This is a genomic window from Streptomyces sp. NPDC003300 (genome assembly GCF_040610915.1).
Lineage (GTDB): Bacteria > Actinomycetota > Actinomycetes > Streptomycetales > Streptomycetaceae > Actinacidiphila.
Window position 1 is genome coordinate 53,082 of sequence record NZ_JBEXNE010000003.1, and the last position, 25,912, is coordinate 78,993.

Below are 25,912 nucleotides of genomic sequence, written 5' to 3' on the forward strand. Positions count from 1 at the left end.
CCGGGTCCGGATCAGCGGGTGACGGTAAGTCCGGCGCACTCCCAGTGCAGCAGGCTGGTGCGCGCGTCGGGCGGGGTGTGCCCGTACGCGCCCGCGGACACGCTGATGTTCACCACCGGCCAGGCGCGCCAGGCAGGGCCGACGCCGTGGCCGTCGCGGAAGACGACCTCGTCGTCGATGGACCAGCAGACGTCGTCGGCGTCGAAGCGGACCCGGAGTGCGAAGGGGCGGCCCGGCGCGATCACGTCGGCCGCCTCGAACCCGCCGGGGCGTACGTGGTTGGACAGTTCGAGCAGCCGCGGGTTGGTGGGGTGGTACTCGAAGAGGTCGATCTCGCCGTGGCCCGGCTGGGGGCGGCCCGTGTCGCTGTCGCGGCCCCAGGTCCAGATCGCGGGCCAGGCGCCCTGCGGGGCGTGCACCACGCAGGTGGCGGTGAGTTCGTCACCCGGCAGCAGCTCGAAGCCGCCGGGGGCGTACTCGGTCGACACCAGGTCGGTGTGCCAGACGCCGCCCGCCGCCCGCCGGGCGCGGAAGACGCCACCGGCAGTGGGGGCGTAGGCGGGGCCGATCTGGTCGAGTTTGTTGTCGCCGGGATTGCGGCCGCTTTCCGGGTAGGCGGAGGTGCGGCCCGCCGCCCAGGCCGTGCGGTCGGTGAAGGGCGCGTCGAAGACCACGCGCCGGGGGCGCCGGGGCGGCGGCGGACCGTGGGGCGGGGCCTGCGGCGGGTCATGAGGGGTCGGTTGCTGAGGGGGCGGCTGAGCCGCGTCCTGGCCGGTGGTCACGGTGCTCCTGGTGGCTCGGCGAGATCCGGCCGAGAGTTCAGGCGGGCAGCTCGCTCTGTACCCAGTGAAGATCACCGCGCGGCTCGCGAACAGGAGCGTGCGGAAGCGCGGGCGGCGCGTAAACGCGTCAGCCCACGCCCCCGGACCGGGTCAGGCGCTCACGCTCCGAGGGCGACGCGCACCTTGATCCGCTTGCCCACCGGCTCGCGCCGGACGTCGAAGCCCTCGCAGACCGCGAGGATGATCTCCAGGCCGTGCTGGCCGATCCTGCCGGGCTCCGCCGCGCGCGCGAGCGGCATCGACGAGTCGGTGTCCCACACGGTGATCACCAGATCCGTGCCCTGGATCTCCAGGTTCAGCGCGCAGGGACCCGGCGCGAATTTGCACGCGTTGGTCACCAGCTCGCTCACCACGAGTTGCGCGTCGGCGACGACGACCGCGGGGATCGGCTGGGCGCGCCCGCCCGTCACACCGGCCAGGAAGTCGGCGGTGAAGGCGCGGGCCGCCGCGATCGATCCGGTCTCGCCGTCGTACGCGGCTCCCGCCCAGATGTCCTGCCCGGCCTGCTGATGCGGGCCGTTCACGGCCATCGCGCTGGAACGCATGTTCTTGCCCCTGTCCGGTTGTCCGGCACAACCGTCAGGGCTTCTGCCCCACCCCAGTCGCTTCACACCCATCTTTTTTTCGGCTTCTCCTTCTGGGCCGGACGCGGGCCTCGGACGGGCGGCGCGCTCGGGTTACGGGCGGGTGGTGAGCGGGCCGTGAACGGATGTCGCGCGGAGACGGCCGCCCGGCAGGACGGCCGTCTCCGCGCGGCCCGGTGGGCACGGCCGACGGCGTACGGGCGCGACGGCCCGGTCACAGCTCCAGGTCGTTCTCGATCCGCTTCAACTGGTGCCGGGCCATCGCCAGGTTGGCGCGCGACTTGTCCAGCGCCAGGTACAGGAAGAGGCCGTTCTTGCCCCGGCCCTTGAGCAGCCGGATCAGGTGGTACTGCGAGCCCAGGGTGATGAGGATGTCCTCGATCTCGTCCTTGAGGCCGAGCAGTTCCATGGTGCGCGCCTTGGCACGGACGACGTCGGTGTTGCCGGCCGCCGCGACGTTGAGGTCGAGTTCCTTGCCCCCGCCGAGGGTGCCCAGCGCCATTCCGCTGGTGTAGTCGACGAGTGCGACGCCTATGACGCCGTCGATCGAGGTCATCGCGTCCTTGAGGGCGGTTTCGGTGTTGGCCATGATGGCTGGGCTTCCTTCCGGTCGGTTCATGTGCGGTGCTGACGTGGATGCGGTGGATGCGGTCGATGGGGTGGATACGGTCGATGCCGTTGCCGCGTCGGGGGCTGTGGGCGCGCGGTGGCGGGCGCCGCCGGTCCGGGTGGGTCGGGTGGTCATGGTGTGGGGGCGTCCTCCCGTGGCTCGGGGTCGCCGTCGACCAGGTGCGCGATGTGCGCGCCGGAGCGGCGGGCCTCCATGTGCAGCCGGCCCACGTTGACCTGCGGTCCGGCCAGGACGGTGAGCACGCAGGCGGTGCCCGCGGCGTAGATGGCGACGTATCCCTGCTCGCCGCGGACCAGCAGTTCCCGGAAGGGGCCGTGGGACGCGGTGTCGGTCAGCCGCAGGCCGACGCCCAGCGCCGCGGCGGTGAGGGCCGCCACTCCCTCGGCCTCCACGGTGTCCGCCTCCTGGGCGAGCACCATGCCGTCGACGCCCGCGGCGAGCGCGCCCGTGGCGTGCGGCAGCCGGGCCCGCAGCCGCCGCAGTTCCTCGCGTATCTCGGCCTCCTGCGCCATCAGATTCCTTCTCTCCTCTCTCCTTCCGACCTTCTTGTCGGCGCGTTGTCGCACGACGCGCCTCATATCTGTGCGGTCCCGGTCCTGCGGGCGGGAGTGCGCTTCACGGTCGTGCCTCCAAGGCGTCGAGGACCCTGCGGAGCGTGCCGACGTCGGGAGGTCCCGGCAGGTACCCGGCGCGGTCCGCGGTGGCCGGTGCGGATGCGGCTTCCTGTGCCCGTCCCGGTGGCCGCCCCTGCCCTGGTGGCGGTGCCGCGCGCCGCGGGGTCTCGCAGTGCCCGGCGGCGGCCAGCCGCCGTACGTCGACCAGCGCGTGGAAGGTGGGCCTGCCGAGCACGGTGGCGATGGCGGACGGGGTGCGTACCCCGTCCGCGAGGTCCAGCAGGGCCCGCTGCCGACGCGGTACGGGCGGCAGGCACGCGGCCCTGCGGCGGACGACGGGGGCGGTGTCGAGCTGCGGATACGGCCACAGGGCGTCGAGGAGTCCGCGGCGGCGGCGGGTCTCGCGCTCCACCTCGGCCACCCGCACCGGGCGCACGGGGCCGAACCAGTGGACGACACCGTGCCGGAAGCGCGTGGGGCCGCTGCCCGCGGCGAGGACGAAGAAGGCGGCGTCGTAGAGCGCGCCGAGGTGGCTGATCTCCAGTTCCGCGGCGGAGATCCTGCGGTGCTCCAGGAGGTGGCGGGCGGTCCGGCAGCGGGCTCCGGCGGCGTCCACCGCCTCCTGCCACACCTCGACGGGAAGTCGGCCGCCGGCGGTCAGCAGGACGTCGATGCCGGGGGTGGCCGGGCTCTCGGCGTGCACCACGACGCCGTCCGCGAGGTAGAGCGCCCCGCTGTCCCGGAGCAGCGCGCCGGTCGCGCCCTCCTCGGCCAGGCGCAGCAGCATCGGTGACAGCGGCCCGGTCATGCCAGCACCAGCCGTTCGGCGAGGTCGCGTACGCGCATCATGGCGAGGGCGAGGTTGGCGTGCTCGCGGTCGAGCCACAGGTGCAGGAACACCCCGCCGTCGAAAGGTGCTTCGACGAAGCGCAGCAGGTGGTAGCCGGTGCGGGTGACGACGATGACGTCCTCGACCGGCAGCCCCTTGGCGGTGTCTGCGGGTCCTGAGGGAGCGGCGGGCGCGGCGGGTGCGGCGGGTCCCGTGGTCCCGCCGCGCGGTGAGCCGAGGGGTTCCGCCGGTTCGAACGCCGAGTGCTCCACGGCCATGCGCGCGAATTCCGCGGTCTCGGCCGCCGCCGTCTCGGGGTCACCGCCCGGCGCGTCTCCGACCTGTCCGAGGGAGAGCCCGCTGATCCACTCCACGAGAGCGGCGCCCCGGGCTCCCGGCAGCGTCATGGCCTCGCGCAGGCACTCGTCTATCCCGGACACCCGACTCCCCTGCGTGAGGCCGCTGTTGGCCCGCCGACGGATCGGCAGTGACCGTCACGTTACGCACGGTGGCACTCGCGCGAAGGACTTCTGGCAATTTCCAGCGGTACATGACCGCACTGGGCATAAAATGCTCCCCCTCCGTCCGGCCGTCCGCGCTTGGTCGCCGTCCCCGGAGCGCCACCGGCCCCTCGCGTATCGCACGCGAGGGGCCGGGCCGGTTGTGCTCAGGGACGCCGGCCGGGTCGGGCCGGGCCGGAGGAGGTCGGGTCGGGTCGAGTCGGAGGAGGTCAGTCCGGGTCAGGTGTTCCAGACCTGGAATTCGGAGATCTGCCCGGCGGGCCAGCCGGAGTTGGCGGTGACCGTCACCCGGAAGTACCGCGCGGTGGCCGCGGTGAAGGTGAGGGTGACCGTGTTGTTGGAGGCGGGGTCGAAGGAGTAGGAGGCCGAGGACTTGAGGGTGGTGAAGGTGCTGCCGTCGGTGCTGCCCGACAGGGACAGCGTCTGGTTGCGGGCGCCCCAGCCCGCGGGGAGCTGGAGGACGACCTTGCTCGCGCTCTGCGCGGAGCCGAGGTCGACCTGGACCCACTGCGGGAAGGCGTTGTTGGCGCTCTCCCAGTAGCTGCTCTGGCTGCCGTCGGTGACGTTGGAGGACCCGTAGACGTCGGAGTGGCTGGACTCGCTGGTGGCCTTGCCCGCCGCCAGGTTGGTGCTCACCGTGCCGCTGCCGGTGCCGGTCAGCGCCACGGTGGTGGGGCTGTTGGAGGCGTTCCCGCTGATCGTCAGGGTGCCGGTGCGGGTGCCGGAGGCGGTGGGGGTGAACTTCACCGCGACCGAGCAACTGGCGTTGGCCGCGAGCGACGTGCCGCAGGTGTTGGTCTGCGAGAAGTCCCCGGAGGCGGTGACCGAGCTGATCGACGCGGCGGCCGTACCGGTGTTGGTCACCGTCACGCTCTGCGCGCCGCTGGTGGTGCCGGGCGCCTGGGAGGCGAAGGTGAGCGAGGTCGGAGTGACGGACAAGGTCGCGGACGACGGGTTGGTGCCGCCGCTCGGGTAGATCTGGAGGCCGGACAACTGGGCGGCGCTCCAGCCCGAGTTGGCGGTGACGTTGATCCGTACGTAGCGGGCGGTGGCCGCGGGGAAGGTGAGGGTCACCGTGTTGTTGTTGGCGCTCGGGTCGAAGGTCTGCGCGGCGGAGGGCGACAGGGTGCTGAACGAGGTGCCGTCCGTGGAGCCCTGTACGGACAGGGTCTCGGTACGGGTGGCCCACGCCGTGGACGGCGGGAGCCGCAAGGTCACCTTGCCGACGGCGTAGTTCTGCCCGAGGTCGACCTGGACCCACTGCGGGAAGGCGCCGTTGGCGCTCTCCCAGTACGTGGACGCGTCCGCGTCGGTGACATTGCCCGCGACGAAGGTGCCGTTGGCGGAACTCGCCGTGGCCGGGCGGCCTGCGGCGATGTCGGTGCTGCTGTCGATTCCGGCGCCGCTGAGCGCGACCGTGGTCGGGCTGTTGTTGGCGTTGCTGGTCAGTGTCAGCGTGCCGTTACGGGTGCCGCCGGCCGTCGGCTTGAAGGTGACGGTCACCGCGCAGGACGAACCGACCGCGAGCGACGAGCAGTTGTTGGTCTGGGTGAAGTCGCCGGTCGCCGCGACGGCCGAGACGGTGGCCGTGGTGGTGCCGGAGTTGGTGACGGTGACGGTCTGCGGGGCGGCCGTCGCGCCGACGACCGTGCCGCCGAAGGACAGGCTCGCCGGGTTGGTGCCCAGGATCGGGCCGGGCGCGGTGCCGGTGCCGGACAGGGCGACGGTGCTGGTGTTGCCGCCCGCGCCGACGGTCAGTGTCCCGGCACGCGCTCCGGTCGCCGTCGGCGCGAATTTCACGCTGACGGTGCAGGAGCCGTTGGCCGGGATGGAGGTGCCGCAGGTGTTGGTCTGCGAGAAGTCACCGCTGGTGGTGATGGCGGAGACGGAGGCGGCCGAGCCGGTCGGGTTGGTGACCGTCGCGGTCTGGGCGGCGCTGGTCGAACCGGTGGCGACCGAGCCGAAGTTGAGCGCGCTCGGGCTGGCGGTCACGCCTTCCGCCGGGTAGGGCGGGAAGACGGGGGTGGGGAATCCGCCGCAGAACGGGGTGCCGCTGATACCGGAGTTGCCGCCGCCGTCGGTGACGGTGAAGTTGTTGCCCTCGCAGCTATAGATCGGTGAGCTGGCGCCGATGCCGGTGGCCGTGACGTTGGTGAACTTCGCGGCGCCGCCGGTCTGTTCCTGGAGGGCGAAGGTGCCGGCGCCCGCGATGGTCACGTTGTTGAGGCTGACCCCGCTGACGGTGCCCTCGACCCACTGCACCGCCTCGTAGGGGCTCTGCTGGATCAGCGCGTTGGTCACGTTGATCGGGCCGGTGATGGCGCCCTGGCTGCCGTCGAACCACAGCGCGCCGACGCCGAACTGCCAGTTCGGGTCGAGACTGCCCGCCCTGATCAGGGTGTTGTTGGAGATCGTGGTGGTGCCGACCGGGGTGGAGGTGAAGCGCTGGCCGACGTGGATGCCGCCGCCCTGGGCGAGTCCGGTGTCCCGTACGAGGTTGCCGCTGACGGTGTTGTCATGGCCGCCGTAGATCGCGATGGCGTTGGCCAGGATCTGGGTCTCCACGGTGTTGTTGGAGATGGTGTCGTTGGCGTCGGCGCCGAGCGCGGCGTCGGCCCAGGTGGCGATGCCGTCGTCGCCGGTGTTGCGGATCTCGCTGTTGGTGACGGTCGAATTGGTCACTCCGCCATGGAAGTTGACGCCGTCGGCGGTGGTGTCCCGGATCCGCAGACCGCTGAGGGTCAGCTTGTCCATCGGCCCGTCCATCCAGGCGCCGACCTTCAGGTGGTCGATCCAGAGGCTGGAGACGGTGGAGTTGCTCATCGCGCCGCCGATGCCGTTGACCTGGTCGCAGTCGTTGCGCTCACCGACCTGGCCGAAGATCGCGAAGTTGGAGAGGTGGACGTTGCTGCTCACCCCGCGGTTGCCGCCGACTCCGCAACTGTCGGGCTCGCCGAGCCCGTAGAAGCCGGGCGCCGCGCCGGTCACCGTCGAGTACCACATGCCCGCGCCGGTGACGGTGACGTTGTTGACCGTGATGTGCCGGGGGATCTTGAAGGTGCCCGGCGGGATCCACACCGTGCCGCCGGGGCCCGCCGCGTTGATCGCCGCGTTGAAGGCGGCCGTGCTGTCGGCGGCGCCGGTCGCGTCGGCGCCCTGGCTGGTCACCGAGACCGAGCCGGACGGCTGCGGGAGGGCGGCGCCGACCTGCTCGAAGTCGGCGAAGTCGATGGTGGTGGCGGCGCTGGAGCCGCTGGTCTGGAGGGTGAAGGTGGTGCCGGCCGGATACGTCTGCGGGAGCAGCCGGTGGACCTCGTCGTAGAAGTGGTGCGGGTTGCTGCCCGGTGTGTTGGTGAACGGGTAGCTGCCGTAGTACCAGCTATAGGCGTTGGTGAGGGTGAAGTCGGGCTGTGCGGCGCCGTTGATCGCGAACGACAGCGGGGCGGTGTAGACCGAGCCGCCCGAGCCGTCGGGGATGCTGTAGCGGAAGTCGATCGAGTTGGTGGCGACCGGGGTGGTGAAGGTGACGTACTTGCCGCTGCCCGAGAGGGTCACCGCCTTGCGGTACGACGCCTCGTCGGCGAGCTGTCCCGCGGCGAAACTCGGGCCGATGGCCGTGCCGTTGGTGGCGGAGTTCTCCGCCTGCACCTCGACGTAGGGAAGGCTCGCGCCGCTGCCGCCGGTGGCTGCGGCGGCCGATGCCGGTGGGGCCGCGAGGGCGATGACGCCCGCGGCGGCGATCAGCGCGGTGGTGCCTCCCACGGCGATGGTGCGCCTCAGGGATCTGATGGGCTGGAACAACGTCTGCTCCTTTTCGACACGGAATGCCGGACCTGCGCCGTGCGGACAGCCGTACGAGGGCATGGGGAAGCGAGGTGACGCGGAGCTGGGCCGCCGACGCCGGAGCGGGCCTGGGACACGGCCCGTCGCGGTGGCGGTGAAGGGGATGGCGGCTGGGGCGTTGCGCTGAAGCGGTCGGCGGGTGGGGGGGTGACGGCGCAAGGGGAACCGTAATGTCGTGGACACGGCAGCGCAATATACGAACTTATCTTTGCTCAATCTCTACTTTCTCTCGCAAGATCCAATGTTGCCCGTCCATGGATTCGGGAGACCGCCGCCGCTCGCCCCGTGCGCCCTCCGATCGACGGGCACCTCGTCCACCTTCTACAACGTGTAGTAGATTCGCGGGCAGCCCCCGGCCGGGGCCGTCCGCCGAGGTCACCGCGGGGCGCGGGTCCGGCATGCCCGGCTCCCGCTGCCCACGCCCGCAAGGAGGCCGATCACCGTGACTCCTCATTCCGACCGGCGGATCGTCGCCCGTACCGTCCTGCGCACGGGTGCGGTGGCCGCGTCCGCGCTCGCTGCCGCCTACGCCGGGCCCGCGCTGTCGACCTTCGGCCCGCTGCGCAACCGGCTCATGCCGCGGCTGTCGGGACGCGGACGGCCCGACAGCGTGGCGCTCACCTTCGACGACGGCCCCGACCACCTGTCCACCCCGCACTTCCTGCGACTGCTCGACACCCGCCGCGTGCGGGCCACCTTCTTCCTGCTCGGCTCGATGGCCGTCCGCTCCCCCGGCCTCGTCACGGAGATGTACGAGGCGGGCCACGAGGTCGCGATCCACGGCTGGACCCACCGGCCCGCGCTGCTGCGCGGCCCCTGGACCACGTACGAGGACCTGGCCCGCGCCCGCGACCTCGTCGGCGGCCTCACCGGCGGCGCGCCGACGCTCTACCGGCCGCCGTACGGCGTCATGACCGCCGGTACGCATCTGGCCTGCCGCCGCCTCGGACTCACGCCGGTGCTGTGGACCGCCTGGGGCGAGGACTGGCGCGGGCGCGCGACGCCGCGGACCGTCCTCGACACCGTCACCCGCGACCTGCGCGGCGGCGGCACCGTCCTGCTCCACGACTCCGACTGCGCCTCGGCCACCGGGTCGTGGCGCAACACGCTCGGGGCGCTCCCCCGCCTTCTCGACTTCTGTCAGGAACGCGGCCTGACGGTCGGCCCGTTGCGCGATCACGGGGGTCTCGCGGTGGCCGGTTGGTCGGGCGGCCGGGGCCGGGGCGGCCAGGTCGTGCCGTAGTACCGTGAGGATTCTACGAAGGAGCGGGAAGCGTGGCCGAGCAGGAAGGCCCGGCCGCCGGGCGACGCGCGCCGGGCGAGCTGGAGAGCGAAGTCCTCGCGGCGCTGTGGGCAGTCGGCGAGCCGGCCGGGGCGGGCGCCGTACGCGAACAGGTCGCGGGCGAACCCGCCTACACCACCGTCCTGACGATCCTCACCCGCCTCCACGACAAGGGCCTGGTCACCCGCGAGCGCGCCGGACGCGGCTACCTCTACTCCCCCGTGCGCGACGAGGCGGGCCACGCGGCGGCCGGCATGCGCGACCTGCTGGAAGCCGGCGGCGACCGCGCGGCCGTCCTGGCCCGCTTCGTCTCCGAACTGCCCGCGGAGGACGAGAGGTTGCTGGAGAGGTTGCTGCGCGATCACGCCTCGGGGCAGGCCACCGGCGCCGCTCCCGGCACCCGCCCGGCGCGGCGCCCGCGCGGCCGCCGGTCCTGACGACGCCGGGCACGGGCGGGCGTGCCAGGGCCGAAGGGACCGGGGCCGAAGAGGCCGGGGCCGAGGGGCCGTTCGTGATCCGCGGAACGGACTCTAGCCAGGCGGGAGTGTCACCTGGAAGCGGGCTCCGCGCGGTGCGGGGACCAGGGTGATGTCGCCGCCTGCCGCGCGGGCGAGGCGGCGGGCCAGGGGGAGGCCGAGCCCGGCGCCGTCGTGGGCGTCCGTCTCCGAGCCGAAGCGGCGGCCCGCCTCGAAGACGGCCTCGGCGTGTTCGGCGGGGACGCCGGGGCCGTCGTCGGCGACGAACACCCGCGCGCCGTCGGGGAGTCGGACGCATTCGAGGGCGATCGCGCGGGCGGCGTAGCGGCGGGCGTTGTCGAGCAGCGGGGCGAGGACGCGTTCGAGGAGTTCGGGGGTGACGCCGACGTCCACCGGCTCGCCGGACGCCGTGACCGGGGGCGCCTCGGGGTGTTCGGCGCGGCTGCGGTCGGCGACCGCGCGGGCGACGTCGAGGGCGGCGCAGCGGCCCGCCGCCGCCGCGGACGGCTGCCGGGCCTCGCTGAGCAGTGTCCGGCAGATCTGCGCCATCTGTGTGGCCGCGGCGGCGATGGCCTGGTGGGAGGAGCGGGACTGGTCCGCGGTGCGGGGGCGGGCGGTGAGCCAGTCCGTCTCCGCGGTGATCCGGGCCAGCGGATTGCGCAGTTCGTGGGAGAGCTCGGCGGTGAGCTGCTGTTCGTGCCGCAGGACGGCCGCCTGGCGGTCGAGGAGCTGGTCCAGATTGGCGGCCAGCGCGGCCAGTTCCGCGGGCCTGGCCTCCCGCGCGCCGAAGCGCTGCGCCGCGCCGTACCGGCTCCAGCGGGACGCCTGGTCGCTCATGGTGCTGACCGGGCGCAGGGCGCGGCCGATCACCATGCGGGTGACCAGGTAGACGCCGCCGACCAGCAGCAGGGCGAGGCCGAGCGAACCGGCCAGCGCCGAACGGGCGGTGAGCAGATACGGCTCCAGGCTCGCGGCGGCCACGACGGTGGCGACCTGAACTCCCCCGCTGCCCAGCGGCATCGCGTACAGCCGGGTCGAGCGCGGGGTGGAGGTGTCGGCGAATCGGGTCCCCTTGCCCGCGAGGGCGTCCGCGCGGCGCTGGAGCGGTTCCGGAGCGGCGGGGCGTTCGACGACGTGGGCGCCGCGGTAGATCCAGATGCCGCTGTCGAGCGCGCCGTCGTCGCCCGGTTCCCGGACGGCGATGGTCCCGTCGGCGCGGATGTCGACGGTCGCGGCGACGGCCGCGGCGCGGGTGCGCAGCAGGTCGTCGGCCTGGCGGCGCAGTATCTCGTGCAGCGCGACGTTGAACGCGGCGGTGAGCAGCGCCACCCACAGCACGGTGGTGACGAGGGCGAGCAGCGCCAGTCGGCCGCGCAGGGTCGCGGGCAGCGTGCCGGACAGACCTCGGCGGCGCGCCCGCCCCGCGCGCGGCTGCTGCCCGGCGCGGCTCGGGCGTTCCGCCCGGCCCGGACGTCGCACGCGCGCGGGCGGCCTCACGCGAACCGGTATCCGATGCCGCGCACGGTGTCGATGCCGCGCGTGCTGCCCGTCTCGCGGAGCTTGCGGCGCAGCCGCGACACGTACTGGTCGAGGGTGTTGTCACTGACCTGGGCGCCGTGCGGCCACGCCGCCCGTACCAGGCTGTGCCGTCGTACGGCGGCGCCGGGCGCGGCCATCAGGCAGGCCAGGATGCGGAATTCGGTGGGGGTCAGGGGTACGGCCGCGCCGCCGTCCGCGGACAGCGCGTGCGTGACGGGGTCCAAGCGCAGTCCCTCGACCTCGCGGGCCGCCACGCGGTTGCCGCGGCGGAGCACCGCGTGCAGGCGGGCGGTCAGCTCGGCCAGGTGGAAGGGCTTGGCGAGGTAGTCGTCGCCGCCGGAGGAGAAGCCCGACAGCCGGTCGTGCAGCGCGTCGTGCGCCGTAAGGAAGAGCACGGCGGCCTCGATGCCGACGGCGCGCATGGCCTGGCAGACGTCCCGCCCGTCGGAGTCGGGCAGGCCGACGTCGAGGACGACCGCGTCCACGCGCGGGCCGACCGTACGCAGCGCGCTCGCGCCGTCGGCGGCGGTCAGCACCTCGAAGTCCTCTTCGCGCAGGCCGCGGGCGAGGACGTCGCGCAGTCCGTGGTCGTCCTCGACGATCAGGACGCAGTGGGCGGTCATGGGCCCAGTATCGGCGACCGGGCACGTCGGGGAAGGGCCGGGCGGCCGGAGGCGGGGCGGCGCTCAGGTTGTGTTCAGGCGCCGCGTGCCAGCCTGCGCGGCATGACAACGACCATGGAACGCTCGGGCTCCGCGCCCGGGGTGCGCACGATGCTCAACAAGGTGCCGGAAGTCACCGTCTACTTCTGGCTGATCAAGGTCTTGTGCACCACGGTCGGCGAGACCGCGGCGGACTATCTCAACACCAGTCTCCACATGGGCCTGACGAACACGACGTACGTGATGTCGGTGCTGCTGGTGGCGGCCCTGGTGGCGCAGTTCCGGGTACGGCGGTACGTGCCGGGCGTGTACTGGCTCGCGGTGGTGCTGATCAGCGTGGTGGGCACCTTGGTCACGGACAATCTCACCGACAACCTCGGGGTGGCGCTGACCACCACGACCGCGGTCTTCGCGGTCGTCCTGGCGGCGACCTTCGCGCTCTGGTTCGCCGTCGAGCGGACGCTGTCGATCCACAGCATCCGCACCCCGCGCCGTGAGGCGTTCTACTGGCTGGCGATCCTGTTCACCTTCGCCCTGGGCACGGCGGCGGGCGACCTGGTCGCGGAGCGGATGAACCTCGGCTACTGGCTCTCCGCGCTCGCCTTCGGCGCGGTCATCGCGGTGGTCGCGCTGGCGCACTTCCGGCTGCGGCTGAACGCCGTGCTCGCGTTCTGGCTGGCGTACATCCTGACCCGGCCGCTGGGCGCGTCCCTGGGCGACTACCTCTCGCAGCCGCGCGCGGACGGCGGTCTCGGCCTCGGCACGGTGGGCACCAGCGCGCTGTTCCTGGCCACGATCCTGGCGCTGGTCGTCTATCTGACCCGGACCCGCAAGGACCAGCGGCCCGCACCGCACACGCCGCTGGACGAGCCCGCCCAGCAGGACCGGCGGGCGGCGGAAACCGCCTGATGACGTACGCGGCTGCCACCGTCCTGTCTGCGCTGATACGCGGCCCGCGCCGGTCACCGGCGTCCACCGGTCCTCCGTGCCGTATCGCAGCAGACAGGAACGACAGCCCGTGCGTGCTCCCTTCGTCCCCCGCGCCCTCGCGCGCGTCCAACGGTCCCTGACCTGGCTGATGGCCCTGGCCTACGCCGTCGCGACGGTCGCTCCCGCCGCCGGTCTGTGGCTGCGGCACCTGCGGTGGAGCGTGCCGCGCGGGGTCGGCGTACCGGCCGCCGCGCTGTCGCCGCCCTCGGCGCTGCTGGCGTTCGTGCTGTTCACGGCGGCCCTTCAGGTGCCGGTGCGGCGGCTGCCCGCGCTGGCCAGGCGCCCGGGGGCGCTGATGACCGGTACGGCGGTGAACGCGGCCGTGCCGCTGCTCGTCCTGCCCTTGCTGGCGGGACTGTTGCGGTTCTCGCCCGACACCGACGGCGGCAGCGGGCTGCTGACCGGGATCGCGCTCGTCGGCGCCATGCCGGTGGCCGGGGGCGCGACGGTCTGGGGCGGCCGGGCGGGCGGCAACCACGCGCTGGTGGTCGGCATCGTGCTCGCCTCCACGCTGCTCAGCCCGTTGACCACCCCGCTGACGCTCTCCATGGCCGCCGTCTTCGCGCACGGCCACTACGCCCACGATCTGGGGCGGATGGCCGGTTCGAGCAGCGGCGCCTTCGCGCTGGCCGGGGTCGTCGCGCCGTGCGTGGCCGGGCTGTTGGCGCAGTGGATGACGTCGCGGGAGCGGCGGGACCGCGCGCTTCCCGGTCTGAAGCTGGCGGCGCTGCTGGCGTCACTGCTGCTGACGTACGCCAACGCGTGCGGCGCGCTGGGCGGTCAACTGCGGCACCCGCAGGTGGCGTTCATCGCCGCGTCGGTCGGTGTGGCGGCCCTGGCGTGCCTCGCGGCGCTGGCCGTCGGCTGGGGTCTGGCGCGCGGTCTGCGCAGTGACCGGGCCGACACGGTCGCGATCACGCTGGCCTCGGGGATGAACAACAGCAGCGCGAGCGCGGTGCTCGCGGCGACTCATCTCCCCGCGCATCCGCAGGTGTTGATGCCGGTGCTGGCGTACAGCATCGTGCAGAAATTCGGCGCGGGGGCGGTGGACAGCTTCCTCGGCCCCCGCGCCGCCGCCGGATCCCGGCGGCGGCGCGCGCGACCGCGCGCCACGTCCGGTGCTACGCGCCCGCGTTCGCGGGCAGGTCGCGGTGACTGACCGCCAGGAAGCCCACCAGCGCGGCGATCAGGACGGTGAGCACCAGGCTGACCGGTCCCGTGCCCCAGCCGAGGCCGCCGCGGTGGAGGGGTACGCCCATCCAGTCGGCGAAGGACGCGCCGAGCGGGCGGGTGAGGATGTACGCCCACCAGAAGGCGGCCACCGCGTTGAGCCCGAGGAAGCGGCCCGCGAGCGCCGGTACGGCGATCAGGACGGCGAAGACGACGCCGGAGGAGAAGTAGCCCAGGTGCAGGCTGCCCGCGGTGAGGTCGCCGGCCGCGGTGCCGAGCGCGAAGGTGGTCAGGACGGTCGCCCAGTAGAACGCCTCGCGGCGCGGGGTGCGGACGCTGTGGATCGACAGCGTCCCCTCACTGGCGTACCAGGCGGTGAGCACGGCCGCGAGGATCAGCGAGAAGGCCACCGTGGAGACCGCGTACGGTACCCCGGCCACCACGTGCACGACGTCGGCGGCCATGGTGCCGAAGACGCTGACCATGACGATCGCCGACCAGTAGATCCACGGCGAGTAGCGCGGCGCGCGGAACTGGGCGACCAGCAGCGCCACCAGGCCGATCAGGCCGAGGCCGCCCGCGACGACCGGGCCGAGCGCGCGGGCCAGGAAGTCCGAGGTCGTCTCGCCCATGCCGGTGGTGAGCACTTTGGTCAGCCAGAACCAGGCGGTCACCTCCGGCACCTTGCTCAGGGCGCCGCCGGCCGCGAGGCCGCTCCGCCCCGTCCGCCGGTGCCGTACGGGACCGGCGCCCGCCGACTCGTACGGCACCGCTCCGACCGTCCGCGCACGCGCGGACCGCTGCTCCACAGGTTGCTCCACAGGTTGTTCCACAGGACCGCAACTCTCCCGGCGCGCAGGCCGATTCCGCTCTCCGCACAGCACGGCCCCGAGCACGCGCCGACCAGGGCGGCGAGCCCCGACAGGCCGACGACTACACGACTGTAGACGAACGGCATGCGGGCGAATCGGACACGCGGGCGGTCCGCGCTGATCCTTTGCCGACCCCTTACCGGGACCCGCGACGGACAGCGCCCACGGCGGTCGCCGCGGTTCCCGGGGACCGGCCGGGCCAGGCGGTCAGCGCAGCGTGGCCGTGAAGCTGCGGCCGTACGCGTGCCGGGTGGTCACCTCGACGCGGGTGCCGCCGGGCACACGGGTGACGCGCAGGCCGTCGTCGGCGGTGACCGCGCGCAGCGGACGGCCCCGGAGGAGGAGCGTGATCCGGTCGCGCCGCGTGGTGGGGTCGGCGACGGCGAGGGAGACCACGCCGCGCCGGTCCTCGCGCAGCAGGACGGACGCGGGCCCTTCGACGGAGAGCCGCTCGGCGTGGTGCGAACCCGCGGTGAAGGTGTTGACGGCGAGCAGGCCCAGGTCGCGGTGGCGTATCGCCTGCGCCGCCGTGGAGTTGGCGACCACCGACAGCGGGCCGCGGGCGTACGACCGCAGACGCGCCTCGCTGGCGTGCGGGACCAGGGCGTACGCCACGGAGACCGGCCGCGCTCCGGCGGCCTGCTCGACGCGGACGGCGAAGACCTGCTTGGTCACGGTGGTGTCGGGGTTGGAGGTACGGACGACGCGGCGGCTGCGGGCGACGGTGTCCAGCGCGACGGTGGTGCGCGGTCCGGACCGCCCGTGTCCCCGGTCCGGTTGTCGCCGGTCCTCGAAGCCGTCGAGGAAGACGTACCCCACGGCCGTGCCCTGGCCCGCGTCGGCGTAGCGCAGCCAGGCCAGCGGCGCGGTGCCGGTGCCGGACCACGGGGCGCCGTCGCGCAGCCGCCCGGTGAGGGTGACCGGGTCCGCCGGGTCGGCGATCCGGGTGTCGAGCGTCGTGGTCACCGCGCGGCCCGCGCCGTCGCCGACTCCGGCGGCGAGGACCACGATCTCGTCGTCGAGCATGAACCAGGACTTCGTGGCGTCCGCGTTGCGGTAGACGACGAAGTCGTCCGGCAGGAGCCCGGCCCGCTCGGCGGCGTAGGCGGCGTCGTCGGACTGCACGAAGGCGGCCGTCCCGTACGCGCCGAGGGTGGCGCCGCCGGAGAGGGCGTTGGTGGCGCGCGGGAAGTAGACGTAGGTGTTCTGCGACTCGGAGGAGGCGGTGAAGCCCTGGTCCGGGTTGTCGTACCAGGCGGTGCCGTACAGCTCGGGCACGCTGCGCCGGGTCTCGACGGGGGCGGTGACGCCCGCGAGGCCGTAGGGCGACACGGCGGTGAGGTAGTCGATCCCGTAGGCGCGGGTCTGGTCCTGGCCGGTGAGATAGAGGTAGTGCGCGCCGTCGCCCTGGAACCACGGCAGCAGATTCTCACCGCTCATGTACTCGTACTTGCTGATCCTGGCCGAGCTGCGGGCCAGCGCGAAGGCGTAGCCGGGGCGGCGGTGGACGGTCCTGTCCATGGAGTTGAGGGCCGCGTGGTGCGCGGCCGGGACGAGGTCGCGCGCCGGGGCCGAGGTGTCGGCGAGGATGTCGGCGTAGCGGACGACGGTCGTCGGGGAGACGAAGCTGACCGGGTCGAGGGCGGCCCGCGAGGTCTGCCGTACGTAGCGGACGTAACCGGCCAGCGCCGCCGCGTCGCTCGCGGTGGCGTAGGCGGATATTCCGGTGACGGCCTCGACGACAATGGCGACGTCCGCGTATCCGGTGGTGGTCCTGGAGATCGCGCGGCCCTTGACGATCTCGGTCATCCACCCCTCGAAGATCAGCGGCGCGAAGCCCTCGGCGATCCAGCCCTGCACGACGCCGATCAGGTCGTCGCCCTGCACATGGCTGGTGCCGTCGAGCATCCGGACCGTCTGCACGACGCGGCTCAGCAGCCCGGTGCCGTACGAGCCGGTGTAGGCGACGGAGGCGTGCTGGATGAAGGAGCCGTCCGCGTAGAAGCCGTCGGTGACGCCGTGCCGCAGACCGTACGGGTCGATCGTGGCGAAGACCGTCAACTGGTCGGCGACGGCCTTGGACGTACGGGCGTCGTCGCCGAGGACCGCGCCTTGCAGGATGCGGTTGGTGGTGATGTCGGCGAGGTTGGCGCCGGTGTGGAAGCGCGAGTCGAGGTCGACGTCGCCGTCCTCGCCATTGCGCAGATAGGCGTCCATGGCGGCCACGAACGCGGCGGTGAGGTCGGGCCGGTAGGCGGCGAGGGCGTCCTGGAGGAGCAGCAGCGTCTTGGTGACGTGGGTGGAGATGCCGATCTCCCAGTTGAACCAGTTGCCGTAGTAGCCCTTCGCCTGGTCGCCGTAGTAGCCGTCGTAGAGGAAGGCCAGGCCGTCGATGACGCGCCGCTGCACGGCCACGTCGTCGCGCAGCCCGGAGCCCGGACCGCCGGGCGCGCCGGGTACGCGGGTCGCGAGCGCCGTCTCGTACAGGTACTGGAACGACGTCGTCAGGTTGGTGTCGCTGGTGCCGAGCGTCAGGCCGCCGAAGAGCTGGTGCGCTCCTGCCGTGCCCAGCGCGGCCAGCCTGGCGCGGGCGGTCGCCTCGATCGCGGTGAGCTTCGCGGCGACCTCGGGGCGAACGTTGGACTCGGCGGTTCCGGCGAAGACCGCCACCGTGTTGGCGACGAGCGCCGCCTGGTCCGCGCTCGCGCCGTGCGCGCCGCCCGCCGGGACCGGGCCGTCCGCGGCTCGCGCGCGCAAGGGTGCGACCAGGGCCGTCAGGCTCGCCGCCGGGACCGAGGAGAGCAGGACACGACGGGATATCGGCACGGCGGCGGCTCCAGGGAAACGGGGACGGAAAGCGCTTGCTGCATTGAAGCAACGCGGGCCACGCCTGTCACTACCCTTGCACGGCGTCCGCGCCGGGCCACGGGGGAAGGGACCGGTTCCGCGCCTCGGGCCGTCCGCCGCCGACGGCATTGCGGCGGCGCTCCCCCGCGGCCACAGTGGGCACATGACTGACGCGGCGGCCCCGGACCCGACAACGATGCTGGCCACGGCCCTGGAGGAGGCCCGCGCCGGGCTCGCCGAGGGCGGCATCCCGATCGGCGCGGCCCTCTTCGGCCAGGACGGGCACGTGCTGGGCCGCGGGCACAACCGCCGGGTGCAGGACGGCGACCCGTCGGCGCACGGCGAGACCTCGGCCTTCCGGGCCGCCGGACGGCTGCGCGGATACGGGCGCACGACGATGGTGACGACGCTGTCCCCGTGCTGGTACTGCTCGGGGCTGATCCGGCAGTTCGGCATCGGCCATGTGGTGATCGGCGAGGCGCGCACCTTCTCCGGCGGCCACGACTGGCTCGCGGAGCACGGCGTGCGGATCACGCTGCTGGACGACCCCGACTGCGTCGCGCTCATGCGGGACTTCATCTCGGCGCGGCCCGAGCTCTGGTACGAGGACATCGGGGAGTGACGGCCGACCGGTCGCGTCTCCCCGAGGCGGCGGTACGGCGCGCGGGCGGCGGGAAATGCGCTTGCGGCGCCGTGACCAGGTGTTCCTAGACTGGGCGGTATGCCCGCCGTCGAGGTCTCCGCCGTCGATCTGCACCGCATCGCGTCCTTCCGCGCCGCCTTCCAGCGGCGGCAGGCCCGGTGCGTCGTCGAGTTCCCCGGTGGCGCGGCGGTCCTCAACGGCGCGTACGCCGCCTCCCACGAGCACAATCAGATCGTCGTGGAGGGACCGGTGGCGGTGGACGAGCTGCCCGCGTTCGCCGACGCCGTACTCGCCCATCTGCCGCACCGCCGGATCTCGGTGCTGGACGACGAGTTCGGCGTGCTGTGCGCGCCGACGCTGCTCGCGGCCGGTTACGAGCACGAGACGGAACTGGTGATGCGGCACTCGGGTCCCGCGCCCGCGCCGGACCCGGCCGCCGAGACCGTCACGCCGCGGGCCCTGCGGTCCGCCGTGCTGCGCCAGACGCGGCAGTGGCTGCCGAAGGCCGACGACGAGGTGCTGCGCCAGCTCACCGACCGCCGCGCCGCCCGGCTGCGGGGCGCGGAGCAGGTGCGTTTCCTGGCGGTCAGGGACGAGCAGGGGGCGGTCGGCGCGTGGACCGACCTCTACCTCGACCCGGCGGAGGGCATCGCGCAGATCGAGGAGGTCGTCACCGCGACCACGCATCAGCGGCGCGGCTACGCGGACGTCAATCTCGCCACCGCCGTGCACCTGGCGGCCGGGTGCCCGCTGCTGTTCCTGATCGCGGACGCGGACGACTGGCCGCGCACCTGGTACGCGCGGCGGGGCTTCACCCCGATCGGCCGCTCACACGTCTTCACCCGCGCCGCGTGAACCGGGTGAGCCGCCGCCTGAGCCGGACGAGCCGTCCGCGCTGCCCGAACCGCGCGAATCGCACGCTCCCGCGCGGGAGCGCACGAGCACGGCGGCGATGTCGTCGTCGAGCTGTCCGTCGCTGAAGCGCAGCAACTCGGCGCGGAGCTGGTCGAGCAGTTCCCTGGGCTCCACGGGCGGTCTGCCGCTCACCCATCGGCGCAGCGAGAAGAACGCGCCCGTGTCGTCGCGGGTCTCGATGACGCCGTCGGTGTAGAGCAGCAGCCGGTCGCCGCGGACCAGCGGGACGGTGTCCATGCGGTACTCGGATCCGATCAGCACGGCCATGTTCAGGGGCGGTGACGGGGCGCTCGGGTCGAGGGACGTGGCCTGGTCGCCGCGCAGCAGCAGCGGCGGCGGGTGGCCGCAGTTGAGGAGGACGGCGTGGCCGCCGTCGGCCGGGATCTCGACGAACAGGGCGGTGGCGAAGCGCTCGGGCGCGTCGCCGCCGGGGATCGACGCGCTGTAGCGGACCACACTCCTGTCCAGCCTGCGCGCGACCGCCGCGAGGTCGGGTTCGTCGTGGGCGGCGTCGCGGAAGCTGTTGGCGATCGCCCCGGCCGCGCCCGCCGCGTTCAGCCCTTTGCCGCGGACGTCGCCGATGAGCAGGCGTACGCCGTGCGGGGTGTCGGCCGCCGCGTAGAAGTCGCCGCCGATCCGGGCCTCCGCGGCGGCGGCCACGTACAGCGTCTCGACGTCCACGTTCCCGACACGGGGCGGTACCGGCCGCAGGACGACCGCCTGTGCGGTGTCGGCCACCGATCTCACCTGGGTGAGGGTCTCCTCGCGGTGCAGCCGGCTGTGCGCCGCGTATCCGGCCGCGGCGGTGACCACGGCGATCGCCCCGGCCGTGAACAGCATGTTCGGGGAGTCGATGATGAGCGAGTCACCGACCACCACGGCGGTCGCCACCACGCCCAGCGCGACGGTCGGGCGCACCGGCCACATGGAGGCGGCGAGCGCGGGAGCGGCGGGCAGCAGGCGGCTGATCGCGAAGTCGGTCGGAGTGACCAGCGCCACCACAATGATCATCACGGTCAGCAGGAGCGGGGTCAGGAGGACGGGATCCCATCGGACGTCCGGCCACCAGGAACGCCAGCGGGATCGGATCGTCTTCACACCGTCGAGCATAACGGGGCATATCGGACAATACGTCTTCCCGGCCAGGCGGGTCGGCCGCTTCCTGCCGCGTACGCGAGGGCACGTGAACCGCGCCGCGCGGCCGTCCGCCGGTCTCCCCGGCCGACCGGCTCGACCGGCTGACCGACTGACCGACTGACCGACTGTACGTCCATGAGCCGGACGCGGTGAGTCCGCCCTACGGGGTCCACTCGTCGGCGAGCAGCCCGAGCACCACCTCGTCGAGGAAGGAGCCGTACACCCAGGACGCCCGGCGCAGCGTTCCCTCGACGCGGAATCCGGCGCGTGTGGCCGCGGTGATCATCCCACTGTTGTCGGCGAGGGTTTCGAGCTGGATCCGGTGCAGACCGCGCACGACGAAGCCGTAGTGGCACAGCGCGCGCACGACGTCGGTGCCGAGGCCGCGGCCGCGGTAGGCGGGGCGCAGACCGATCCCGAGGTGGGCGAGCCGGTTGTGGGTGTCGATTCCCCACATCGAGGCCGCGCCCGCCAGCTCCCGCGTCCGGGTCTCCACCACGGAGAAGACGACCACCTCCGGAGGAAGCCCGTTCACCGCGTACGGTGAGTCCGCCGTGTCCGGCGATATGGGGCGCCAGGGGCGGGAGTCGGAGCGGGACCTGCCCACCACGTCGTCCTGCAACTCGGCGTGGAGCACCGGGACATCGCTCTCGATCCTGGCTCTGAGCTGGATTTTCTCGCCTTCTATCACCCGGCATTGCTATACCGGCCGCATGCGTCGGTCAACCGAATTCGAGACCGGCGCCCGCACCCCCGTACCCGTGCTGAAAGAGGTCTCCCCCGTGAAGGACGAACACGAATTCCTCGCCGCCGCGGACATCCCGTGGACCCCGGCGGAGGGCTCGCCGGGCGTCAGCGAGCGCGTGCTGTCCGCCGACCCGGCCGCCGACGGCGCGGAGCTGACCCGGCTCGCACGCTGGGAGCCGGGGCTCGACACCTCAGCCGCCGGGGTGATCAGGCACGCCTACTACGAGGAGGTCTATCTCCTGGAAGGCGAGCTGGAGGATCTGACCCTGGGGAAGACCTTCGCCAGCGGCCACTTCGCCTCCCGCCCTCCCGGCATGCCGCACGGCCCGTACCGCACGGGCCCGGGCTGTCTGATGCTGGAGATCCGCTACCGCCCGAGCTGACCGGCCGTCCCCCGGAGCCGGGCGGGTGACGCGGCGGTGGCATGCTGGACGGCGTGTCCACCATCCCCGCCGACGCGGAGCCGATCGTGGCCGAGGCGCCGCCCGGCGCCGCGGCCGAGCCGCTGATGACGCAGTGGTGGCTGGACCTGGCTTTCGTGCACTGGCCGGTGGAGCCTGGGCTGGTGGCACCGCTGCTGCCGCCGGGCGTACGGCCCGACACCCTGCACGGCGTCACGTACGTGGGTCTGGTCGCCTTCCGCATGCGCCGGGTCGGCTGGTTCCGGCTGCCCGGTGTGCCGTATCTGGGCACCTTCCCCGAGACGAATGTGCGGCTGTACTCGGTGGACGAGCGGGGGCGGCGCGGTGTGGTGTTCCGGTCGCTGGACGCGTCCCGGCTGATACCGGTCGTCGTGGGCCGGGGCGTCTTCCGGCTGCCCTATCTGTGGTCGCGGATGTCGGTGCGCCGGGACGCCGACACCATCACGTACACCAGTTCCCGCCGCTGGCCGGGGCCGCGCGGCGCGCGGGCCTCGCTGAGCGTACGGATCGGTGAGCCGGTGGCGGAGCCCACGGAACTCGAACACTTCCTCACCGCCCGCTGGGGCATGCACAACGCCTTCTTCGGGCGGCCGGTGTATCTGCCCAACGCCCATCCGCGCTGGCCGCTGCACCGCGCCGAGCTGCTGTCCCTGGACGAGGACGTGGTGACGGCCGCCGGTCTGGCCCGGCCGCTGGGGGACCCGGTCAGCGTGCTGTACTCCCCCGGCGTCCCGGTCCGCTTCGGCCTGCCGAACAAGCCCGCGGGCATCCCGACCCCGTAGCGCGGGTCCCCTGCCCTTTCGGACTCCCGTCACCGCCGGTCATCATCGCCGGGCTTTACAGTCGCTCATACCGCCGGTCTTACGGTCGGCCGCGCCAGGCCACGGCCGGTTCCCGGAGCGTGCCGGCCGCGGCCGACTCGGGGGCGCTGCAGTACGGCAGGTCGTCCAGCGGGTGGCCGGCGCAGAAGCGGGTGACGAGGTCGGCGAAGTCCGCGATCCGCTCGACCGGCGCGAGGTGGTCGGTCTCATCGATGGTCAGGAAGGTGGCCGCGCGCAGCACCGCGGCGACCTCGCGGCCCATCTCCGGGGTGCACAGCGTGTCGTACTCGCCGGTGACGACCAGGCTGGGCACCGCGGGTACGGGCTCCGGCCGGTACCACTCGTGCCGCATCAGCCGCTTGTTGTGCTCGGCGGACTTCCGCAACTGCTCGGCGTCCTGGCCGATCAGACCGCCGTACACCAGGCGGGCGACGGCCGCGTGCTTGCGTACCCGGCCGGTGCCGGGCGGGGACATGAAGCGGTCGGTGAGCTCGCGGGCGATCCGGTCGGTCTCGCCACGGTCGATCATGCCGTCCCAGCGTTCCATGGCCGCCGCGTAGTCCGGCGGGATCCGGGTCGTCATGCCGACGAAGAACAGCCGCTCGACCCGCGCCGGGTAGTGCTGGGCGAAGCGCAGGCCGACGGCGCCGCCGAAGCAGGCCGCGACGAGGTTGACGGCGGGCACGACCAGTTCGTCCAGCAGATGCCGGACGACGGCGGCCAGGAAGTCGATGCCGTAGAACGCCGGGAGGAAGTCGGCGGTGCCGTAGCCCGGCAGGTCGACGGTGATCACGTCGGCCGCGGTGCCGATCCGCTGCTCGTGCCGCATCCACGAGTGCCGGTCCTGGGAGGAGCCGCCGAGGATCAGCAGGGGGGCGTCGACCGGCCGTTCGTGGTGCCTGATCCGGCAGGTGTACCGGAAGCCCTCGTACTCCAGATGCCACTCACTGATCCGGGCGAATGGCCGCGCCGTGGCGCCGTCGCTCTGGGCGGGCACCGGGCCGGGCAGGCAGGCGGTCGGCTCCTCGCGGGCGGCGGTGGCGAAGGACAAGGGGACTCCAGGGGTCGATGGCGGGCATCGACTCCTGCCTAACAGGGCGAACCGCCTCCGTGCGGGTCCGTGACCCGTTCGAGGGCGGTTCGCCGTGCCGCCTGCGCCGGTGGATTCGACATTCGTACACCTGGGGTACGAATGCCTCCCCCAATGGGCTCCCCCGGTCCGTACGCCCGTCGGCCGGCCGGTCCGCCGGCCGGCCGGTCCGCCGGCCGGCCGGTCCGCCGGGTCAAGGTGCCGTGCGCACCTCGATGAGCATCGCGTGCTCCGGGTCGAGCGTGGGCATGGGGATTCCCGCCGTGGCCAGGACGGCGCCGGGCAGCGGCAGCCAGCCCTCGAGGGCGCGGGCCAGCCACGGCGGTGCGGTCGTCTGGTGGAAGGAGGGCAGGCCGATCTCGGTGCGGACGCGGACCTGGTAGGCGGTGGCGGGGTCGAGGCCCGGCAGCCGGACGCGGCCCGACTGGCCCTCGGGCGAGGTGGCGATCCTGGCCCACGCGTACAGCGCGGCCGAGCCGTCGGCGGCGACGACGCCGTGCAGCAGGACGGCGCCGCCCGCGAGGTCGGCGCGGACCACCCGTCCCGAGTGCAGCAGCGGGCGCTGCTCGCGGTAGAGCGCGGACCAGTGGGTGAGCCGGGCCAGCTCCTCGGGGGTGCAGCGGCTGAGGTCCTGCTCGATGCCCGCGTGGCCGAACAGGGCGGTGGCCATCCGGAAGGTGTCGGTGCCGGGACGGCTCGTGGTGTGGCTGGGCGTGGGGCCGACGTGCGCGCCGAAGAGTTCCGGCGGCAGCAGCTGGCCGGTCCAGCGCTGGATGGTCTGCCGTTCCACCGGGTCGTTGCAGTCCGAGGCCCACACCCGGTCGGTACGGGCGAGGATGCCGAGGTCGATCCGGCCGCCGCCGCTGGCGCAGCTCTCGATCTCCAGGCCCGGGTGGCGGGCCTTGAGCGCGTCGATCAGCCGGTACAGCGCGAGGACCTGGGCGCGGCTGCCGGGCCGGTCGACGCCGCCGGGGCCGCGCTCGACCGCCTCGTGCAGTTCGCGGTTGTGGTCCCACTTCAGGTAGCCGATCCCGTACCGGCCGACGAGGGTGTCGAGCGAGGTGAGCAGGTACTGCCAGGCGTCCTCGTTGGCGAGGTCGAGCGTGTACTGGTGCCGGGAGCTGGGTCCGAGACCCGCCGAGGGGCCGAGGATCCAGCCCGGGTGCTCGCGGGCGAGGTCGGAGTCGAGGTTGACCATCTCCGGCTCGACCCACAGGCCGAATTCCATGCCGAGGGAGCGGACGTGGTCGGCCAGCGGGGTCAGGCCGTCGGGCCAGACGGTCGCGTCCACCGTCCAGTCGCCGAGGCCCGCGGTGTCGTCGCGGCGCCCCTTGAACCAGCCGTCGTCCAGGACGAAGCGCTCGACGCCGACCTCGGCGGCCCGGTCGACCAGCCGCAGCAGCCGGTCCAGGTCGTGGTCGAAGTAGACCGCCTCCCAGCTGTTGAGGATCAGCGGGCGCGGGGTGGCCGGGTGGGTGGGGCGGGCGCGCAGCAGGGTGTGGAAGCGGTCGGCGAGCCCGTCGAGGCCCGCGTCGGACCAGGCGAACCAGCAGACCGGGGAGGTGTACGACTCCCCCGGTGCCAGCCGTACCTCGCCCGCGCGCAGCAGTTCGCCGCCGCCGAGCACCACGGCGTGGTCGCTGCCCGCGCCTTCCGGCAGCCGCTCGACGAGATACCGCTGGTCGCCGCTCCAGCCGACGTGCAGGCCCCACACCTCGCCGTCCCGGAAGCCGAAGCCGGGCACGCCGACGGTCAGCAGGTACGGCGAGTCGACGCCGGGCTTGCCGCGCCGGACCTCGCGGACGTACGAGCCGTAGTGCAGCGGGCGGCGCTGCGGGGAGCGTTCCCTGCTCCACTTGCCGGTGAAGTCCAGTACCTCACCGGCGCGTTCGGGCAGCGGCAGCAGCAGGCCGAGCGCGGACAGGTCGTACGGCGCCGGGTCCGTGCCGGAGTCCGCCGCCTGCCCCGCGGTCAGCTCGGCGTGCACCCCGAGCACGCCCGACGGCTCCAGGCGGTAGGTGACGGTGACGGCCAGGTCGCTGACCTCGTCCCGCAGGTGGATCACCAACTCACCGCCGCCGCCGGGCACTTCGCACTGCTCGGCGCCGGTCAGGGACGGCCGCGGGGTGGTCGCGGTGCCCGCCCGGTGGCCCTGCTGGGCGGGGCTGCCGGACCAGCCGTCGGCCTCGGTGGGCCAGACGGTGAACCGGCGCGGGACGTCGAGGGAGTTGTTGAGCACCGCGCCCTCGGCGGTCAGGCTCAGCGCGGCGAGGTCGGCGTCCGAGAGATCGCCTAGGTCGGCGCCCCAGTGCAGGACTCTGGGCACCGGCTCGCCGAGCTCCACGACGAGGGCGGCGCCTGCCGCGCGCAGGGTGACGATCCGCGCGGGGATGGTGGTCATGAATGAGTCCTTTCCGCAGGTCCGGTGACCATCA

23 protein-coding genes are annotated in these 25,912 nt (G+C 73.2%); 8 read left to right on the plus strand and 15 right to left on the minus strand.

What is annotated here, in order from left to right; all coding sequences use genetic code 11:
• Window positions 1-11: 11 nt before the first annotated feature.
• The 7 genes from ABZX65_RS05160 to ABZX65_RS05190 form a co-directional block, all read right to left on the minus strand.
• Window positions 12-782, minus strand: a complete 771-nt coding sequence (locus tag ABZX65_RS05160; RefSeq protein WP_355334872.1) for a beta-glucanase — start codon at window positions 780-782, stop codon at window positions 12-14.
• A gap of 158 nt (window positions 783-940) precedes the next feature.
• The gene (locus ABZX65_RS05165) at window positions 941-1,387 is read right to left on the minus strand and encodes an ATP-binding protein (protein WP_355334874.1); all 447 of its coding nucleotides are present in this window, start codon (window positions 1,385-1,387) and stop codon (window positions 941-943) included.
• Between the two features lie 253 nt (window positions 1,388-1,640).
• Window positions 1,641-2,015, minus strand: a complete 375-nt coding sequence (locus tag ABZX65_RS05170) for a hypothetical protein (RefSeq protein WP_355334877.1) — start codon at window positions 2,013-2,015, stop codon at window positions 1,641-1,643.
• Between the two features lie 152 nt (window positions 2,016-2,167).
• Window positions 2,168-2,635 carry a roadblock/LC7 domain-containing protein gene (locus tag ABZX65_RS05175; RefSeq protein ID WP_355334880.1) on the minus strand — a complete coding sequence of 156 codons (468 nt, stop codon included), beginning with the start codon at window positions 2,633-2,635 and terminating at the stop codon, window positions 2,168-2,170.
• Between the two features lie 37 nt (window positions 2,636-2,672).
• Entirely contained in the window at window positions 2,673-3,479 is an 807-nt protein-coding gene (locus tag ABZX65_RS05180) for a transcriptional regulator (RefSeq protein ID WP_355334882.1), read from the minus strand.
• On the minus strand, window positions 3,476-3,940 hold the full coding sequence (locus ABZX65_RS05185) for a hypothetical protein (RefSeq protein WP_355334885.1): 465 nt from the start codon (window positions 3,938-3,940) through the stop codon (window positions 3,476-3,478). The genes ABZX65_RS05180 and ABZX65_RS05185 overlap by 4 nt, the downstream gene beginning before the upstream one ends.
• Window positions 3,941-4,240: 300 nt before the next feature.
• Window positions 4,241-7,822, minus strand: a complete 3,582-nt coding sequence (locus tag ABZX65_RS05190) for a choice-of-anchor D domain-containing protein (protein WP_355334886.1) — start codon at window positions 7,820-7,822, stop codon at window positions 4,241-4,243.
• Between the two features lie 508 nt (window positions 7,823-8,330).
• Between ABZX65_RS05190 and ABZX65_RS05195 the strand changes: the two genes are divergently transcribed.
• Window positions 8,331-9,107 carry a polysaccharide deacetylase family protein gene (locus ABZX65_RS05195; protein ID WP_355335760.1) on the plus strand — a complete coding sequence of 259 codons (777 nt, stop codon included), beginning with the start codon at window positions 8,331-8,333 and terminating at the stop codon, window positions 9,105-9,107.
• A 32-nt stretch (window positions 9,108-9,139) separates the two neighbouring features.
• Window positions 9,140-9,583, plus strand: coding sequence for a BlaI/MecI/CopY family transcriptional regulator (locus tag ABZX65_RS05200; RefSeq protein ID WP_355334889.1), 444 nt, complete (start codon window positions 9,140-9,142; stop codon window positions 9,581-9,583).
• A 93-nt stretch (window positions 9,584-9,676) separates the two neighbouring features.
• Here the strand turns inward: ABZX65_RS05200 and ABZX65_RS05205 are convergent, their stop codons facing one another.
• Window positions 9,677-11,101 carry a HAMP domain-containing sensor histidine kinase gene (locus ABZX65_RS05205; protein ID WP_355334892.1) on the minus strand — a complete coding sequence of 475 codons (1,425 nt, stop codon included), beginning with the start codon at window positions 11,099-11,101 and terminating at the stop codon, window positions 9,677-9,679.
• A 14-nt stretch (window positions 11,102-11,115) separates the two neighbouring features.
• A complete protein-coding gene (locus tag ABZX65_RS05210) occupies window positions 11,116-11,784 on the minus strand; it encodes a response regulator transcription factor (RefSeq protein WP_355334894.1) in 669 nt (222 codons plus the stop codon).
• Between the two features lie 102 nt (window positions 11,785-11,886).
• Between ABZX65_RS05210 and ABZX65_RS05215 the strand changes: the two genes are divergently transcribed.
• Window positions 11,887-12,732, plus strand: a complete 846-nt coding sequence (locus ABZX65_RS05215) for a hypothetical protein (RefSeq protein WP_355334896.1) — start codon at window positions 11,887-11,889, stop codon at window positions 12,730-12,732.
• A 109-nt stretch (window positions 12,733-12,841) separates the two neighbouring features.
• Window positions 12,842-13,972: a bile acid:sodium symporter gene (locus ABZX65_RS05220; RefSeq protein WP_355334899.1), complete on the plus strand. Its 1,131-nt coding sequence runs from the start codon at window positions 12,842-12,844 to the stop codon at window positions 13,970-13,972.
• Here ABZX65_RS05220 and ABZX65_RS05225 read toward each other — a convergent pair.
• Window positions 13,935-14,675: a hypothetical protein gene (locus tag ABZX65_RS05225; RefSeq protein WP_355335763.1), complete on the minus strand. Its 741-nt coding sequence runs from the start codon at window positions 14,673-14,675 to the stop codon at window positions 13,935-13,937. The genes ABZX65_RS05220 and ABZX65_RS05225 overlap by 38 nt on opposite strands.
• A gap of 387 nt (window positions 14,676-15,062) precedes the next feature.
• Window positions 15,063-17,681 (minus strand): polysaccharide lyase family 8 super-sandwich domain-containing protein, encoded by a 2,619-nt coding sequence (locus ABZX65_RS05230; RefSeq protein WP_355334902.1) that lies wholly within the window; start codon window positions 17,679-17,681, stop codon window positions 15,063-15,065.
• 184 nt (window positions 17,682-17,865) lie between these two features.
• On the opposite strand from ABZX65_RS05230, the gene ABZX65_RS05235 reads away from it, so the two are divergent.
• A complete protein-coding gene (locus ABZX65_RS05235; protein ID WP_355334904.1) occupies window positions 17,866-18,324 on the plus strand; it encodes a nucleoside deaminase in 459 nt (152 codons plus the stop codon).
• A 99-nt stretch (window positions 18,325-18,423) separates the two neighbouring features.
• Entirely contained in the window at window positions 18,424-19,200 is a 777-nt protein-coding gene (locus ABZX65_RS05240) for a GNAT family N-acetyltransferase (protein WP_355334907.1), read from the plus strand.
• Here the strand turns inward: ABZX65_RS05240 and ABZX65_RS05245 are convergent.
• Together ABZX65_RS05245 and ABZX65_RS05250 are read right to left on the minus strand one after the other, a co-directional pair.
• Window positions 19,174-20,358 carry a PP2C family protein-serine/threonine phosphatase gene (locus ABZX65_RS05245; protein ID WP_355334909.1) on the minus strand — a complete coding sequence of 395 codons (1,185 nt, stop codon included), beginning with the start codon at window positions 20,356-20,358 and terminating at the stop codon, window positions 19,174-19,176. The two genes, ABZX65_RS05240 and ABZX65_RS05245, sit on opposite strands and share 27 nt — an antisense overlap.
• Before the next feature lie 199 nt (window positions 20,359-20,557).
• Entirely contained in the window at window positions 20,558-21,088 is a 531-nt protein-coding gene (locus tag ABZX65_RS05250) for a GNAT family protein (protein ID WP_355334912.1), read from the minus strand.
• Window positions 21,089-21,110: 22 nt separating this feature from the next.
• Here ABZX65_RS05250 and ABZX65_RS05255 point away from each other — a divergent pair, with 22 nt between their 5' ends.
• The gene (locus ABZX65_RS05255; protein ID WP_355334914.1) at window positions 21,111-21,527 is read left to right on the plus strand and encodes a cupin domain-containing protein; all 417 of its coding nucleotides are present in this window, start codon (window positions 21,111-21,113) and stop codon (window positions 21,525-21,527) included.
• Between the two features lie 125 nt (window positions 21,528-21,652).
• Window positions 21,653-22,348, plus strand: a complete 696-nt coding sequence (locus ABZX65_RS05260; RefSeq protein ID WP_355335765.1) for a DUF2071 domain-containing protein — start codon at window positions 21,653-21,655, stop codon at window positions 22,346-22,348.
• A gap of 79 nt (window positions 22,349-22,427) precedes the next feature.
• Here ABZX65_RS05260 and ABZX65_RS05265 read toward each other — a convergent pair whose 3' ends face one another.
• The gene (locus ABZX65_RS05265; RefSeq protein ID WP_355334916.1) at window positions 22,428-23,438 is read right to left on the minus strand and encodes an alpha/beta hydrolase; all 1,011 of its coding nucleotides are present in this window, start codon (window positions 23,436-23,438) and stop codon (window positions 22,428-22,430) included.
• A gap of 232 nt (window positions 23,439-23,670) precedes the next feature.
• Entirely contained in the window at window positions 23,671-25,878 is a 2,208-nt protein-coding gene (locus ABZX65_RS05270) for an alpha-galactosidase (protein WP_355334919.1), read from the minus strand.
• Window positions 25,879-25,912 lie beyond the last annotated feature (34 nt).

Bases quoted from the DNA above. Each gene is read 5' to 3' on its own strand.
- ABZX65_RS05260 (WP_355335765.1), top strand. From the start codon at position 21,653: ATGACGCAGTGGTGGCTGGACCTGGCTTTCGTGCACTGGCCGGTGGAG.
- ABZX65_RS05165 (WP_355334874.1), bottom strand. From the start codon at position 1,387: ATGCGTTCCAGCGCGATGGCCGTGAACGGCCCGCATCAGCAGGCCGGG.
- ABZX65_RS05180 (WP_355334882.1), bottom strand. From the start codon at position 3,479: ATGACCGGGCCGCTGTCACCGATGCTGCTGCGCCTGGCCGAGGAGGGC.
- ABZX65_RS05170 (WP_355334877.1), bottom strand. From the start codon at position 2,015: ATGGCCAACACCGAAACCGCCCTCAAGGACGCGATGACCTCGATCGAC.
- ABZX65_RS05270 (WP_355334919.1), bottom strand. From the start codon at position 25,878: ATGACCACCATCCCCGCGCGGATCGTCACCCTGCGCGCGGCAGGCGCC.
- ABZX65_RS05255 (WP_355334914.1), top strand. From the start codon at position 21,111: ATGCGTCGGTCAACCGAATTCGAGACCGGCGCCCGCACCCCCGTACCC.
- ABZX65_RS05240 (WP_355334907.1), top strand. From the start codon at position 18,424: ATGCCCGCCGTCGAGGTCTCCGCCGTCGATCTGCACCGCATCGCGTCC.
- ABZX65_RS05210 (WP_355334894.1), bottom strand. From the start codon at position 11,784: ATGACCGCCCACTGCGTCCTGATCGTCGAGGACGACCACGGACTGCGC.
- ABZX65_RS05215 (WP_355334896.1), top strand. From the start codon at position 11,887: ATGACAACGACCATGGAACGCTCGGGCTCCGCGCCCGGGGTGCGCACG.
- ABZX65_RS05235 (WP_355334904.1), top strand. From the start codon at position 17,866: ATGACTGACGCGGCGGCCCCGGACCCGACAACGATGCTGGCCACGGCC.
- ABZX65_RS05175 (WP_355334880.1), bottom strand. From the start codon at position 2,635: ATGAGGCGCGTCGTGCGACAACGCGCCGACAAGAAGGTCGGAAGGAGA.